This is a genomic window from Mycolicibacterium stellerae (genome assembly GCF_003719305.1).
GTDB lineage: Bacteria > Actinomycetota > Actinomycetes > Mycobacteriales > Mycobacteriaceae > Mycobacterium > Mycobacterium stellerae.
In genome coordinates this window covers 357,693-371,396 of the sequence record NZ_RARC01000002.1, presented here as the reverse complement: position 1 = coordinate 371,396, position 13,704 = coordinate 357,693, and the positions used below count along the sequence as shown (strand labels likewise).

The following is a 13,704-nucleotide window of genomic DNA, read 5'->3' as shown; positions in this document are numbered from 1 at the left end:
GAGGATATGGCCTCGCGTACGACGACCAAGGTCACCCACTACCACGTGCAGAAGAGGCGCCGTGCTGAGTTCATCGATGAGTGGCGCGGATACCAGAAGACCGTGGTCGCCCTCGAGGACGTGACCCTTGTGCCGACCGCGCGTGGCACGCGTGTCGGTGTGTATGTGGGTGTCGACGGCGATCGGCCCACCCGTTCGATGGACGCCCTGGTCCACGAGATCGATCCTGGGGTGGTGTCCACCATCCATCGGCATTCATGGGACGCGATGGTGCTCGTCGTCGCGGGCCACGGCTGGACCGAGATCGACGGAGAGCGAATCGACTGGGGCCCAGGCGATTCGGTGCATCTTCCCGCGTGGGCGTGGCACAGGTCGGGCAACGACTGCGACGCGGTGGCGCGATATGTCACCTTCTCCAGCGAGCCGCTGTTGGAGACGATGGGCATGTCGGTCATCGAGGACGCGGGCCACCGGCCCGTCGCTGAATTGTCCCCGCGGCCGGCGTTCACCCCCGAGGTCACCGGCGACGACCCATACGCACGGCGATTGCGCCGACTGGCCCGCGATCAGCGTGCCCGCAGATCCGGTCGGCTGCATACGAACTGGGACGAGCTCGAGTTGCTGCCGACACCGCGCGGCACCCGGACCACCTTCCTGCTGGACCGGGCCATCGGGTACCAGGCGTCGGGCATCTCGATGGCGATGTTCGAGATCGGGCCCGGCAGGGGGCAGTCGATGCACCGCCATGCAGGCGAGGCATGGCTCTATGTGCTCGAGGGCACCGGGCACAGCTACCTTGGCACCGAGCCCGAAGGTGGCACCGACCATCCGTGGAAGAAGGGCGACCTCATCGTCGTCGACCACTTCCTGTGGCACCAGCATTTCAACGATGACCCGGAGAAGACCGCGAAAGTGGTGCGGATCCACATGTTCGACAGCCTGCTCGACACGATGCGCGTGTTGCTGGATCCGCTGGTGCTGTTCGAGGAGCCGCCCGACCACATCCGTGACGCTCAGGCCGGCGACCCGGCGACCGTCGACTGGCCGGAGGTCACCAGGCCGACATGGCCGTGACGCCCGTTGCGCTACCGCCCGGCGTGCTGTCGGTTCACGCGTTGCCCGCCGATCATCACGACGGGCCGTGGGATCACATCGTCACGCCGCCAGGAGTGAAGGAGCGGCTGCTCAACCACGCCCTTCTCACGTTGCTGCACGGGCCCGCGTTGGCCACGATGGCCGGCCTTCCGCACGGTCTGATCATCCTGTCGGGGCCGCCGGGGACCGGCAAGACCTCACTGGCCCGCGGTCTGGCACAGACCGCGGCGCGCGCGGTGGCAAAACGCGGCGCGACGACGTATGTGGAGATCGACCCGCATGCATTTCCTTCGGAGCTCCTCGGCGAAAGTCAGCGCAACATCACCCGGTTGATGACCGACACGATTCCCGAACTCGCCGCGCGCAGGCCACACACCGTCGTGCTCGTCGACGAGGTGGAAAGCTTCGCGGTGAGCCGGTCGGCCGCCTCGTTCGGCGCCAATCCCGTCGACGTCCACCGGGCCACGGATGCGCTCCTTGCGGGCATCGACGCCGTGGCCACCGATCTGCCGCGCGTGCTGTTCCTGGCGACGACCAATTTCGCCGACGCGGTCGACGAGGCGTTCGTGTCCCGTGCGGATCTGGTGCTCACGCTCCCGCTGCCCGACAAGGCGACGATCGCCAGGATCATCCGGCACAGCCTGCTCGAGCTGGCCGTGCTGTGGTCGGGCACCGCGGCGCTGGCCCACGACGACGGGCTGCACGCCAAGCTCGCCGACGCGTGCGCGGGGATGGACGGCCGACGGGTGCGCAAGCTCGTGCTGTCGGCGCTGGCGTTGCGGCAGGAGGTCACCCGCGACCCCAACGCATTGACCGCCGACGATCTGGTCGCCGCGGTGGACTACCTGACACCGGGAGCAGAAAATGATTGACCGAGCCCAATTGCCAACTCTCAACTACGATTTCCGCGCCACCGGCCTTGTTGTGTTCGACATGCTCGAGGCATACCGCGACCAGATGGAGGCCGCGGGCACGATCGGCCCGACCCGCGAGCTGATCGAGGTCTGTCGCAGAGCAGGCGTTCCGATCTTCTATGCGCGCGCGGACCACCGAGGCGACGGCGCAGACTTCGCGCGAACCATTGCCGATACCGACAGCCATTTCCGCCCGTGGGGACCGGGCAACCCGTACCGCCCGATGCCGCATCACGCCTCGGGCTCACCGGAGCTGTCGGTGCTCGCCGAACTCGCGCCGCAACCGGGCGACTACGACGTGCCCAAGCACCGTTGGTCGGCGTTCCGCGGCACGCATCTCGAGTTGTCGTTGCGCAGCCGCGACATCGACACCATCCTGCTCGTCGGCGGTTCGGTGCACGTTGGCATCGCGGCGACCGCCTACGACGCCAGGGACAGGGATTTCCAGATCACCATCGTCCCGCAGTGCTGCCACGGCTTGCGCGAGCAGCGCGCGTTCTTCATGGAGAAGGTTTTCCCGCGGATGTGCAACGTGCGTACGCTCGACGACGTGATCGAGGGGCTGACGCCGCAGGTCGCAGTGGCCAGGGCGCGGTAGCGGCTGGACATCGGATGTGACGCGGCTTACCATGTCTAATGGTAAAACCATTGTACATAACGGAGTTAAAACCAGTCCGAAGGAGACAGCATGGGCAAGAAGGGCCGGGTATTCGTCCGCGGGCTCACCTCACAGACGTACGGCCTCGGTGAGTTCCGGCGCCAACAGCTCGAGGTCGAGCGGGTTCGCGACGACGAATTCGTCGTCGACGACGCCAAGGTGGCCCACTCCGGGGACAGCGAGAAGTCACGCACGTGGTGGCGCATCGGCCCCGGCGACGAAGACTTCCTCACCCAGACCGTCCAGGTCCATTTCGTCGAGCTGCCCGGGCAGTCGTCGAACCATGGCCACGGGCACCAGAACGAGGCCGCCTTCTACATCCTCGAGGGCCGCGGCTATGAGATCCACGACGACCAGCGCTACGACTGGTCGAAGGACGACCTGGTCTACGTGCACACCGATTCGGTGCACCGCCACTTCAACCCTTACGACGAAAAGGCCCTTGCCTTGGTCGTCAAGGCCAAGTGCACGTGGATGTTCATGGGCCTGATTCAGCAGGGCCGCAGCGGACCGGTCGAGAACGAGGAGGCGTTCGGCCCGCGCGAAGACTGGTCGAAGATCTGGACGCCGGGCGTGCTGGACCGCAAGAAGGTCATCAGCCCGTCGGACACCGTGTGGGAACAGACGCCGCTGGGGCGGCAGCGCGTAATCGCGTCGCCGGAGCGCACCGACGGCAGGATATTTAGCATCGACGCGTTCGAACTCGAGATCGAGGCCGGTGGCCACTCGGGCAAGTACTGGAAGATGGCCGACGAGGTCTACTACGTGCTTTCCGGCGAGGGTTACGCGCTGCAATGGGAGGTCGAGGCCGAAATCGCCGAGAAGTACTACGCGCGGATTGCCCTCGAGCCCAAGCGGTTCGAGATCAAGCAAGGCGACACGCTCTACGTTCCGCAGAACCACGTCTGCCAGATCTTCGCGGCCGACGGCACCCCGCTGCGGCTGTTCAACGCGCAGAACCGGGTGTTCAAACACCTCGGCTACGACACCGTGCACTACTTCGAGCCGGCGTCCGGCGCAGCCAAGTCTGCGGGCGAGCTGGCCGACGCGTCAGCCCGATAAGACTTCCGGTCCGGCGGCCTGCCCACGCGGTCGCCGGACCGGACCACCAGCGATGTCTGCAGTTTCGCGACGTGTGTGGGGTTCTGCTGTCCAGAAAAAGCTGGCATTATCTCTCCGCAAGACAGACAATAAAATCAGCCGCTGATCTTCACATCAACGGGAAAACATGATAGACATCACACCAATGGTCTTACAAATAGTCCAGAGATCCAGAGGGACGTGCAGCCCACCGCGGACCGACGGTCACAACCCGAACAGATGGGACTGAAGGCACATGTCACGCAGACTCGGCCGACTCGCCGCCGCTATCGGCCTATCCCTCGCACTGGCATCCTGCGGAGGCTCGCCGACCGCATCGAACTCGGGATCGGGGCCCGGCGACGCGTCGGCGAAATTTCAGCAATACGAGTCGCTGAAGGGCCAGGAGCGCCGCGACACCCTTCTCAAGGACGCCAAAGCCGAAGGTGAAGTCTCGCTGTACACGTCGATGACAAGCGACGTCGCCGGCGCCGTGACGAAGGCCTTCACCGACCAGACCGGCATCAAGGTCAACCTGTACCGCGCGGACTCCGAAACCGTGCTGCAACGCATCCTCCAGGAAGCCAGCGCCAACCACGCGGGCGCCGACGTCGTCGAGACCGATGCGCTGGAGATGGCGTCGCTGGGCAAGGAGCAGCTTGTCGCGCCCTACACCGGCGAGCGCCGGGACCTGGTCGGCGAGCAGGGCAAGTTCGAGAACTGGACCGCGGATCGCTACAACCTGTTCGCCCCGAGCTGGAACACCACCAAGGTGCCTGCCAGCGCCGCGCCCACATCATGGGAAAGCCTGGCCGATCCCAAGTGGGACGGTGCGCTGGCGATGGAACTCAACGACTACGACTGGTATCTGACGCTGTACGAGTACTGGCAGAAGCAAGGTAAGAGCACGGCCGATATCGACAAGCTCTTCGCCGACATGGCCAACGGCGCCAAAGTCGTCAAGGGTCACACCGTGATGGGTGAAATGCTCTCGGCCGGACAATATTCGGTGGCCGCGTCCAATTACAGCTACATCGTCCAGAAGGCCATCAACAAGGGGGCACCGGTGAACTACCAGCCGTTCGTGCAGCCGGTGATCGCCCGTGCTCAGGGCGCTGCGCCGCTGAAGTCGGCGCCGCATCCCGCCGCCGCGCTGCTGTTCCAGGACTGGCTGCTGACCGAGGGTCAGCAGGTGTTCGTCGACGAGGGGCTGACGCCGTCGATCGAGCCGGCGAACCTGAAGGACCCGCTCGAAGGCCTCGAGGTCATTCCGGTCGACGTCAATCAGCTCCTGGACAAGCAGAAGGAGTGGAGCGAGCGCTACGACTCGTTGCTCTCGCGCAGTGACAAGGTCGGCGGTTGAACCGCAGGTCCTGGCCCGACCCAGTCGAAGACCATGAGGTGATTGCATGACAACTGCCACGCCGACCCGGCCGGCTAAGCCCGCGCCGTCAGCCGAACCCGGACCGCCGGAACCCGGCCGATGGCGGCGGTTCCTGCCGACCCCGAAGTTCCTCACTCTCGGGGTGGTGGCCCTGGTCATCGCCTATCTGGCGATCGTGCCGCTGTATTACCTGCTCTGGGGCACGTTCTTCGACGCGCAGGGGGTGACCTTCTCCGGCTTCACCCGCGCATACGGCAACGATCAAGTCTTCAGCCTGGTCGGCAACTCGCTGTGGTTCGCGGTCGGCGCGGCGGCGGTGTCGTTGGTGCTCGGTACCGCTCTGGCGTACCTCAACGTGCGCACCGACGTGCCGTTCAAGGCGCTGTTCTTCGCCGCGTCGATCATCCCGCTGGTGATTCCAGGGATCCTTTACACGATCGCCTGGATTCTGTTGGGCAGCCCGGACATCGGGCTGATCAACCACTACCTGGAGCCGATCTTCGGGCGCGCGGTCATCGATGTCTTCAGCATCTGGGGGATGATCTGGGTCGAGGGCCTGCAGCTGTCGCCGATCGTTTTCCTGCTGATGGTCGCGGCCTTCCGTTCGATGGACCCGTCGTTGGAGGAGTCGGCCCTGATGTCGGGGGCGGGCCGCTGGACGGTGTTCCGCAAGATCACCATTCCGCTGGTCCGGCCCGCGATCGTGGCGGCGATCCTGATCATGGTGGTTCGCAGCCTCGAGAGCTTCGAGGTCCCTGCGCTTTTGGGGCTGCAGAACGGCATCTATGTGTTCACCAGCCGCATCTATTTTGTGCTCCGCCAGTATCCCCCCGACCTGTCCGCGGCGGGTGCGCTCGCGGTCGGCCTGCTGGTCATCGCGATAATCGGGGTGGCGATCTCCAATTTCGCCGGGCGTGCCAGCAAGAACTACCAGACGGTCACCGGCAAGGGATTCCGCCCCCGCCCAATGGAACTCGGTAAGTGGCGACCCGTGGCGGGCGTGCTGATCATCCTGTACTTCCTGCTGACAGTCGTCGCCCCGCTGCTGGTGCTGCTGTACACCTCGCTGGTGAAGTTCTATGCACCGCCGTCGAAAGACACCTTCAAGTCCATGACACTGGACAACTACCGGGCGCTGGCGCACACCTCGGACGCCATCACGGCATTGAAGAACTCCCTGATCCTGGGCCTGTCCTCGGCCACGCTGGTGATGGCGTTCATGGCGGTCGCCGCGTGGATCGTCGTGCGATCCAATATCCGCGGCCGAAAGATACTGGACGGGTTGGCTTTCCTGCCGCTGGTCGTGCCCGGCCTGGTGATGGGCCTGGCGCTGAGCTTCGTATATCTGCGCAGCCCGATACCGATCTACGGCACGTTGTTCATCCTGCTCATCTCGTATTGCACCCGCTATCTGCCATACGGGATGCGCTACTCCGTCACTTCGATGCAGCAGATCTCCAACGAGCTGGAGGAGTCGGCAATGGTGAACGGCGCCAGCTGGTGGCAGACGTTCCGCCGGGTGTTGCTGCCACTGCTGATGCCCGGCCTGGTCGCGGGCTGGATCTACATCCTGGTGGTCTCGTTCCGGGAGTTGTCGAGTTCGATTCTGCTGTACAGCCCCGGCAACGAGGTGCTGTCCATCTTGATTTTCGAACAGTTCGAGAACGGACAGTTCACCGTGCTGGCGGCGCTCGGTGTGGTCATGGTGCTGACGCTCGTCGTGTTGGTCACCGTCGCGTACAAGCTGGGGGCCAAGGTCGGCCTCAAGCAGGATTGATCTGGTAGGGAAGGAATTACCGACGTGCTTGAAATCCAGAACCTGGTCAAGACCTTCGACGGTGAGCGAAAGAAACGGCGCGCTGGCAAGGAGCAGTCGACCAACGGCGATGCCAACGCGCGCGTCTTCGCCGTCAACAACGTCAGCTTCGATGTCAAGCCGGGGGACCTGTTCACCCTGTTGGGCCCATCGGGCTGCGGCAAGTCGACCACGCTGCGGTCCATCGCGGGCCTGGAGAAGCCCGACGCGGGCGTCGTCTCGGTGGGCGGCAAGGTGTTGTTCGCCGCCGGCGGTGATGCACAGAGGAAGGTGAACGTGCCCGCCAACAAGCGCGGGCTCGGAATGGTCTTTCAGTCGTACGCGATCTGGCCACACATGAGCGTGTTCGAGAACGTCGCCTTCCCGCTTCGCGTGCGATCGCGTCGTCAGCGGCCCGGCAAGCGCGAGATCACCGAGCGGGTGGAGCGTGTCCTGGAGACGATGGAGCTGCTGCAGTACGCCGACCGGCACGCGACCAAGCTCTCCGGCGGGCAACAACAACGCCTCGCGCTGGCGCGGGCGATCGTGATCGAGCCGCCTCTTCTGCTGTTGGACGAGCCGCTCTCCAATCTGGATGCCAAGCTCCGGGAATCACTTCGCTTCGAGCTCAAACGTCTACAGCGCGAATTAGGCATCACGTCGATCTACGTCACGCATGATCAGATCGAGGCGCTTTCGCTGTCGTCGACCATCGCGGTGATGCGGGCGGGGGAGGTAGTGCAGCTGGGCAAGCCGCGCGACATCTACGAGAACCCGCAAAACAAGTTCGTCGCCGAATTCATCGGAACCTCGAACTTCATCGACGGCACGGTGAAGGCGCGCAACGGCGACCGCTACGTCGTCGAGACCCATGAGGGCCGGCTGACACTCGATGCCGGAATCGACGTGCCGCCGGGAACGGAGGTCGTCGTCTCGATCCGCCCGGAGGCGGTGCTGCTGACGACCGAACGGCCCGGCGACTCGGCGAATGTGTGGGAGGGCAACGTCACCAACCGTGCCTTTTTGGGTGACGCCGTCGACCATGTGGTGTCGGTCGGCAAGCTCGAGATCAGGGCGCGCTGCCTGCCACACATCTCCCATGCGCCAGGCACGACGGTCTATATGGAGATGGACCCGGCCAAGCTTGCGCTCGTACCCGTCGACTGATCGCTGGGATGCGCGTAGCGGCCGTACTGAAGAACCGGGATTTCGATCTCTATTGGACCGGTGTCGTCTTCTCCCAGATCGGCACTCGCGGGACGGTCGCGGCCAACCTGTATCAGGTTTACCACCTGACCGGCTCCATCACCCAGACCGGGCTGGTCGGCGCGGCACAGGCTGTCGCCTTGCTGATATTGAGCCCGCTCGGCGGCGTCCTCGCCGACCGCTGGGACCGTCGCAGGCTGCTTCAGTGGTCGCAAGCGGTGGCGATGGTGGTGGCCGCAGCGCTCGCGGCACTGACTCTGACCGGTCGCGTCGTGGCCTGGCAGGTGCTGATCTCGGTCGTGTTGACCACGGCGGCAGCCACTTTCGACCAGCCGGCCAGGCAGGCGTTGATCCCTGCGTTGGTACCACGCGCGCAACTGCCCCAGGCGTTCGCATTGCTCAACCCCTCGCGCGAGATCGCGGTGCTGCTCGGGCCCGCGCTGGCCGGGCTCTTCATCGGCATCGCGGGACCCGGCCTGATGTATGCGGTGGACGCCTGCACGTATGCGCTCCTGGTCGTCATCTTGAAAGTTCTGAGGTTGGGCAAGCTCGACGGTGCCGGTTCACATACCTCGGTTTGGCGTCAGCTTGTCGACGGCGCGCGGTTCGTCAAGGGCCGCAACATCATCTGGATGTTGATGTCGCTGGATTTCTCGGCGACGCTTTTCGGCGCCTACCGCGTTGTGCTGCCCGCCCTGTGCGCGACGGTCTTTCACGTCGGGCCGCAGGGTTACGGGCTGTTGTCGGCGGCTCCCTCGGCAGGCGCGTTGCTTGCGACGTACACGGTGTTCAAGACGGTGGGTCAGACGCACCGACTCGGCCGGGTGCTTTTGGTGTCGACGGTCCTTTACGGGCTGGCGAATATCGGACTGGCGCAGGCGCACATCTTTGTGATCGCCGTCGGTGCGGGACTGCTCATCGGCGCGTTCGACGCGATGACGACGACGATCCGGCACGCCGCCGTCCAACTGGAGACGCCAGACGAGCTTCGGGGCAGGGTGTCGGCGATCTACCAGATGTCGTCGCGCGGCGGACCCGCGCTGGGCGACACGCTCGTCGGGGCGGTGGCGGGTGCCGTCGGGCCCGTGACCGCGCTGACCATCGGCGGTGGCCTTGCGGCGCTGTACGCCGTGGTGTTCATGGTCCGGCCGAATCCGGTGCGGTCCTATCTCGGGGTGTCGCAGGAGGAGGAAGCCGCCGTGCCGACCTGAGCTTGAACACCGCACCTATTGGTAATACCATTAGTTCAAATTATGTGATGGAGGATGCTCGTGGCCAAGGACGCAATCGTTTCCGATGAGCTGGCGAAGAAGTTCGCCACCGAGAAGGACTCGCCATATGTGCGGTGGGTGCGCGGTGAAGGGCTCGACATCATCAGCGCCCACTACGTCCCCGATCTCAACACCGTCGAGTTGAAGCCGTGGGCGCGTCGCGGTGGCCGCGGCGTTTTCATCAACCACGAGGCATCAAGGACGTCCAACGACTGCTACGTCTGCGAGATCCCGGCTGGTGGCGAGCTGGCCCCTCAGCGACAGCTGTTCGAGGAGATGATCCTGGTGCTGTCGGGTCACGGGTCGACGTCGGTGTGGAACGACGCGGGGCAGAAGGTTACGTTCGAGTGGGGACCGAATTCGTTGTTCGCCATCCCGCTCAACGCGACCCACCAGCACTTCAACGGCTCCGGCACCGAGGCCGCGCGGTTCGTGTCCTCGACCAACATGCCGCCGGTCATCAACCTCTACGACGACGTCGACTTCGTGTTCGGTACCGCCCACGACTTCCTCGGGCGGTTCGCGGGCGAACCCGACTACTTCGCGCCAAAGGATGAGCAGGACGGGCTCCTGCTGAAGACGAACTTCGTAGCCGATGCGGTTGACCTGCCGCTGATTTCGGCCAAGGAGCGTGGCGCTGGCGGCGGTCACATCCGGTTCTCGATGGCCAAAGGCTCGATGAACAGCCACATTTCGCAGTTCGCGACAGCGACCTACAAGAAGGGTCACCGGCACGGCCCCGGTGCCCACGTGATCATCCTGACCGGCGAGGGCTTCTCGCTGATGTGGCCGGAGGGCGAGGAGCCCAAACGCTACGACTGGAAGCCGGGCACGCTTATCGTCCCCCCGAACATGTGGTTTCACCAGCACTTCAACACCGGCGCCGATCCCGCGCGGTATCTGGCCTTCAAGCACGAGGTGGTCTCGGTGCGTAATGCGCAGGGCGTGCCGAAGGCATGGATCAGCATGCGGATCGGCGGTGATCAGATCGACTACGCCGACGAATCGGCGACAGTCCGCGACACCTTCGCCAAAGCTCTCGCCGAGAACGGGCTGGTGCCCAAGATGGACGAGGCATACGAGGCCGAGCTGGCGGACCTGCCGCCCAAACCGGCCGAGGCGGCACCCGTGCCGTCGCCGGCATGAGCGAAGCCAGTGAGCGAATCGGTGCCGTGACCTACGACCTCGACCACGAACACCCCGAGGACGTTCTTCCCCTCGAGGCCAACCCGATCTGGCAGAAGGACAACGTCACGCTGCACAGCGTCGGGGTTGACATCGGCAGTGCCGGGACGCAGGTGGCGTTCTCCCGGCTCGTCCTACGCAGGCGGGGCGAGGATCTGACCAGTCGCTACGTCGTGGTGGCCAGGGACACGCTGTTCGAGTCCGAGGTGGCGCTCACCCCCTACACCGGCGATCTGCAAATCGACGCGGTCGCTCTTGGTCAGATGCTCGACGCGTGCTACGCCGCTGCTGGGCGGCGACCGGAAGACGTGGACACCGGCGTGGTGATCCTCACCGGTGAGGCGTTGCGCCGCAGGAACGCCGAACGGATCGCGTCGGTCGTCGCCGAACGCGCGGGGGATCTGGTGTGCGCGACCGCCGGGCACCACATGGAGGCGATGCTGGCGGCGTATGGTTCCGGGGCGGCGCTGCGGTCGCATGAAACCGGAGCACGGATACTCAACGTCGACATCGGCGGTGGTACAACGAAGCTCGCGCTCATCGACAACGGCCGAGTGCTGGCGACCGCCGCGTTTCACGTGGGTGGACGGCTGATCGCCGTCGAAGGCGACACCGTGGTGCGGATCGAGCCGGGTGGCCGGATGCACGCATCGGCGGTGGGGCTCGACCTCACCATCGGCAGCCAGGTGTCGCCGGTCGATCTGGACAACATCGCTTCGCGGATGGCGGATTTGGTGATCGCGGCGATCCGCGGCGAGCCCGGGGCGCACCATGCTTTTCTCACCGAGCGCATCGCCGAGTTTGGAACGTTGGGCGGCGTGATCTTCTCCGGCGGTGTCGCGGAGTTCGTGTACGGCCATGAGACAAGGGATTTCGGCGACCTCGGCCGCCGGCTCGGGACTCAGTTGGCTGACCGCATCGGCGCGGGCCTGCTACCCGCCGCCCTGCTGCCCGCGCAGGAACGGATCCGCGCGACAGTTCTCGGCGCATCCGAGTACACCGTCCAGCTCAGCGGGATCACCAGCTTCATCCCCGCCCCGCTGACGACCCTGCCCCGACGCAATCTGCAGGTCGTCCGGCCCCACTACGTGATCGGCGACGACATACATCCCGAGACGATCGGCTCGGCGATCGACAACCACCTGGCCGCGTTCGGGCTGCACGACAGCCAAGGCGACATCGCGGTGGCGTTGGAGTTCAGAGGCGCACCCAGCTATCGGCGGCTGCGCGGCTTCGCCGAAGGAGTCGTCGCGGGCATGCGTCGGAGGCTGGCGGACGGCAGGCCGCTCTACCTGATGATCGACTCCGATATCGCGATGACACTCGGCACGATCCTGCGCGACGAACTCGCGGTGGCCAATGATCTGGTCATTCTCGACGGAATCGACCTGCGGGACTTCGACTTCGTCGACCTGGGCCGGATCCGCCATCCGTCGAACACCGTGCCGGTGACCATCAAGTCCCTTGTGTTCTCGTCGGTCGAGAATCCGGCCGTCGCAATGGCATGAGCGACCTGCGCACCACCGTCGCGACCGCATGCCGGATCCTGGCCCAGCAGGACCTCGTCGCCGACGTCCTTGGACATGTCAGCGTTCGGCTGGACACCGATCGGATCCTGTTGCGCTGCCGCGGGCCTCAGGACCGGGGACTGCTTTTCACCATCGCCGACGACATCCGCGAAATCGACCTCGACGGTCGCGGCGACCTCGACGGCGGATATGCGGTGCCCAACGAATTCCATATCCACACGGAGCTGTTTCGGGCGCACCCGGAGATCAAGGCCGTCGTGCATGCGCACCCGCGCGACGTGGTCATCGCCGACCTCGCCGGGGTCGAGCTACGACAGACCTTCGGGGCCTACAACATTCCGGCGTCCCGGCTCGCGCACCGAGGGGTGCCGGTGTATCCCAGGTCGGTGCTCATCCGGACGCCGCAGCTGGGCCGGGCGGTCGCCGCCGCCATCGGCGACGCGGGTGTCGGCATCCTGCGCGGACACGGCGTTGTGACAGTGGGGGATTCGGTTGAGCAGGCCACCATGCGGGCGCTCGATCTCGCTGAGCTGTCCCGGATTTCGGCGCAGCTCACGCGCCTTGGTGCACGACCGCACACCGTGTCCGATGACGACCGTCAGGAGCTGCCCGATCTGGGCTCCGCGTTCAACGACTCGTCGCGCTGGCGCCACTACACCTGCCGTTTGCAGGGCGCCGGGCTGGCGTTATAGGCCGCCGTCGGATTGGGCCAGCGGTGCAACCCGGCGCCCGAGGTAGGTGCATTCCGGCCCGTAGAGCAGCGCTGCGACGTCGGCCGCCGTCAACGTCTTGATGAGCTGGTCGACGTGTCCGGACAGCGGCAGCACCAGGTCGCCCTTCTGGGCCAACTCGATGACGAAATCCATGTCCTTTTCCTGCCAGGTGAATCGCGTGTTGTCCCAGCGCCGCAGTGTGCCGTTGTCCCCGGGGCACTTCATCAGCACCTCGCGCATTCGCTGTGCGTCTATGCCGTAGCGCTTGGCGATGGCCAGGGCCTCGAAGTTGGCGACGCAGTGAATCCAATGCAAGAGGTTGTTGCACGTCTTGGCGACCTGACCGGCACCGAGCGGACCGACATGCTCGACCCCGCGGCTGTAACTCATCATCACCGGACGTGCCCGTTCGACGTCTTCCGTGTCACCGCCGCACAGCGACAGCAGGTTTCCGTCGCGCGCACCCTGCGCACCGAAGACGACTGGCGCGTCGATGAGGCGCATGTTGCCGCGCTTCACGATTCCGGCCAGCCGCGCCATGAAATCCAGGCTGTGTGTGCCCGCAACGACCAACAGCTGTCCAGCGCGACCGACCGTCGCCAATTCTTCGGCGACACTTTCCATCTGATCGTCGGTGCGCAGGCAGGCGACGGCGATGTCGACGTCACGCGCCAGGTCGGACAACGTCGATGCCGGTCGCGCGCCCGCGCTCTCGGCTTCCGCCAGCCGGTCGGTGTCCACGTCGAACGCGGTGACGTCGAACCCGGCCGCGACAATGTGTCCCGACATGGGCAGCCCCATGTCGCCGACCCCGATGATCCCGATCATCTGTTGCCTTTCTTGCCCGGAGCCCTTGGTGTCTAAGAGCTAATGG

At 65.2% G+C, this 13,704-nt stretch carries 12 protein-coding genes; 11 read left to right on the top strand and 1 reads right to left on the bottom strand.

Going from position 1 to position 13,704, the window contains the following annotated elements; translation table 11 throughout:
* Positions 1–6: 6 nt before the first annotated feature.
* The 11 genes from D6M19_RS04615 to D6M19_RS04565 all read left to right on the top strand — a co-directional run bounded on the left by D6M19_RS04615 (position 7) and on the right by D6M19_RS04565 (position 12,809).
* Positions 7–1,074, top strand: coding sequence for a cupin domain-containing protein (locus tag D6M19_RS04615; RefSeq protein ID WP_123023975.1), 1,068 nt, complete (start codon positions 7–9; stop codon positions 1,072–1,074).
* Entirely contained in the window at positions 1,065–1,967 is a 903-nt protein-coding gene (locus tag D6M19_RS04610; protein ID WP_123023974.1) for an AAA family ATPase, read from the top strand. The genes D6M19_RS04615 and D6M19_RS04610 overlap by 10 nt, the downstream gene beginning before the upstream one ends.
* Positions 1,960–2,607, top strand: coding sequence for a cysteine hydrolase family protein (locus D6M19_RS04605; RefSeq protein WP_123023973.1), 648 nt, complete (start codon positions 1,960–1,962; stop codon positions 2,605–2,607). Before D6M19_RS04610 ends, D6M19_RS04605 begins: the two co-directional genes overlap by 8 nt.
* 90 nt (positions 2,608–2,697) lie before the next feature.
* Positions 2,698–3,729 carry a cupin domain-containing protein gene (locus D6M19_RS04600; RefSeq protein WP_123023972.1) on the top strand — a complete coding sequence of 344 codons (1,032 nt, stop codon included), beginning with the start codon at positions 2,698–2,700 and terminating at the stop codon, positions 3,727–3,729.
* Between the two features lie 274 nt (positions 3,730–4,003).
* Complete coding sequence (locus D6M19_RS04595) at positions 4,004–5,110, top strand: ABC transporter substrate-binding protein (RefSeq protein WP_123023971.1); 1,107 nt, start codon at positions 4,004–4,006, stop codon at positions 5,108–5,110.
* A gap of 46 nt (positions 5,111–5,156) precedes the next feature.
* Positions 5,157–6,908 (top strand): ABC transporter permease, encoded by a 1,752-nt coding sequence (locus tag D6M19_RS04590; protein ID WP_123023970.1) that lies wholly within the window; start codon positions 5,157–5,159, stop codon positions 6,906–6,908.
* Positions 6,909–6,932: 24 nt separating this feature from the next.
* On the top strand, positions 6,933–8,093 hold the full coding sequence (locus tag D6M19_RS04585; protein ID WP_123023969.1) for an ABC transporter ATP-binding protein: 1,161 nt from the start codon (positions 6,933–6,935) through the stop codon (positions 8,091–8,093).
* 8 nt (positions 8,094–8,101) lie between these two features.
* Complete coding sequence (locus tag D6M19_RS04580) at positions 8,102–9,343, top strand: MFS transporter (protein ID WP_123023968.1); 1,242 nt, start codon at positions 8,102–8,104, stop codon at positions 9,341–9,343.
* Between the two features lie 60 nt (positions 9,344–9,403).
* Entirely contained in the window at positions 9,404–10,549 is a 1,146-nt protein-coding gene (locus D6M19_RS04575) for a cupin domain-containing protein (RefSeq protein WP_206428443.1), read from the top strand.
* On the top strand, positions 10,546–12,096 hold the full coding sequence (locus tag D6M19_RS04570; protein WP_123023966.1) for an ethanolamine ammonia-lyase reactivating factor EutA: 1,551 nt from the start codon (positions 10,546–10,548) through the stop codon (positions 12,094–12,096). The genes D6M19_RS04575 and D6M19_RS04570 overlap by 4 nt, the downstream gene beginning before the upstream one ends.
* A complete protein-coding gene (locus D6M19_RS04565; protein ID WP_123023965.1) occupies positions 12,093–12,809 on the top strand; it encodes a 3,4-dihydroxyphthalate decarboxylase in 717 nt (238 codons plus the stop codon). The genes D6M19_RS04570 and D6M19_RS04565 overlap by 4 nt, the downstream gene beginning before the upstream one ends.
* Here D6M19_RS04565 and D6M19_RS04560 read toward each other — a convergent pair.
* On the bottom strand, positions 12,804–13,658 hold the full coding sequence (locus D6M19_RS04560) for an NAD(P)-dependent oxidoreductase (RefSeq protein ID WP_123023964.1): 855 nt from the start codon (positions 13,656–13,658) through the stop codon (positions 12,804–12,806). The genes D6M19_RS04565 and D6M19_RS04560 overlap by 6 nt on opposite strands.
* Positions 13,659–13,704 lie beyond the last annotated feature (46 nt).

Coding starts and splice junctions, on each gene's coding strand:
- D6M19_RS04580 (WP_123023968.1), top strand. CDS start 8,102: ATGCGCGTAGCGGCCGTACTGAAGAACCGGGATTTCGATCTCTATTGG.
- D6M19_RS04615 (WP_123023975.1), top strand. CDS start 7: ATGGCCTCGCGTACGACGACCAAGGTCACCCACTACCACGTGCAGAAG.
- D6M19_RS04600 (WP_123023972.1), top strand. CDS start 2,698: ATGGGCAAGAAGGGCCGGGTATTCGTCCGCGGGCTCACCTCACAGACG.
- D6M19_RS04605 (WP_123023973.1), top strand. CDS start 1,960: ATGATTGACCGAGCCCAATTGCCAACTCTCAACTACGATTTCCGCGCC.
- D6M19_RS04610 (WP_123023974.1), top strand. CDS start 1,065: ATGGCCGTGACGCCCGTTGCGCTACCGCCCGGCGTGCTGTCGGTTCAC.
- D6M19_RS04595 (WP_123023971.1), top strand. CDS start 4,004: ATGTCACGCAGACTCGGCCGACTCGCCGCCGCTATCGGCCTATCCCTC.
- D6M19_RS04570 (WP_123023966.1), top strand. CDS start 10,546: ATGAGCGAAGCCAGTGAGCGAATCGGTGCCGTGACCTACGACCTCGAC.
- D6M19_RS04565 (WP_123023965.1), top strand. CDS start 12,093: ATGAGCGACCTGCGCACCACCGTCGCGACCGCATGCCGGATCCTGGCC.
- D6M19_RS04560 (WP_123023964.1), bottom strand. CDS start 13,658: ATGATCGGGATCATCGGGGTCGGCGACATGGGGCTGCCCATGTCGGGA.
- D6M19_RS04590 (WP_123023970.1), top strand. CDS start 5,157: ATGACAACTGCCACGCCGACCCGGCCGGCTAAGCCCGCGCCGTCAGCC.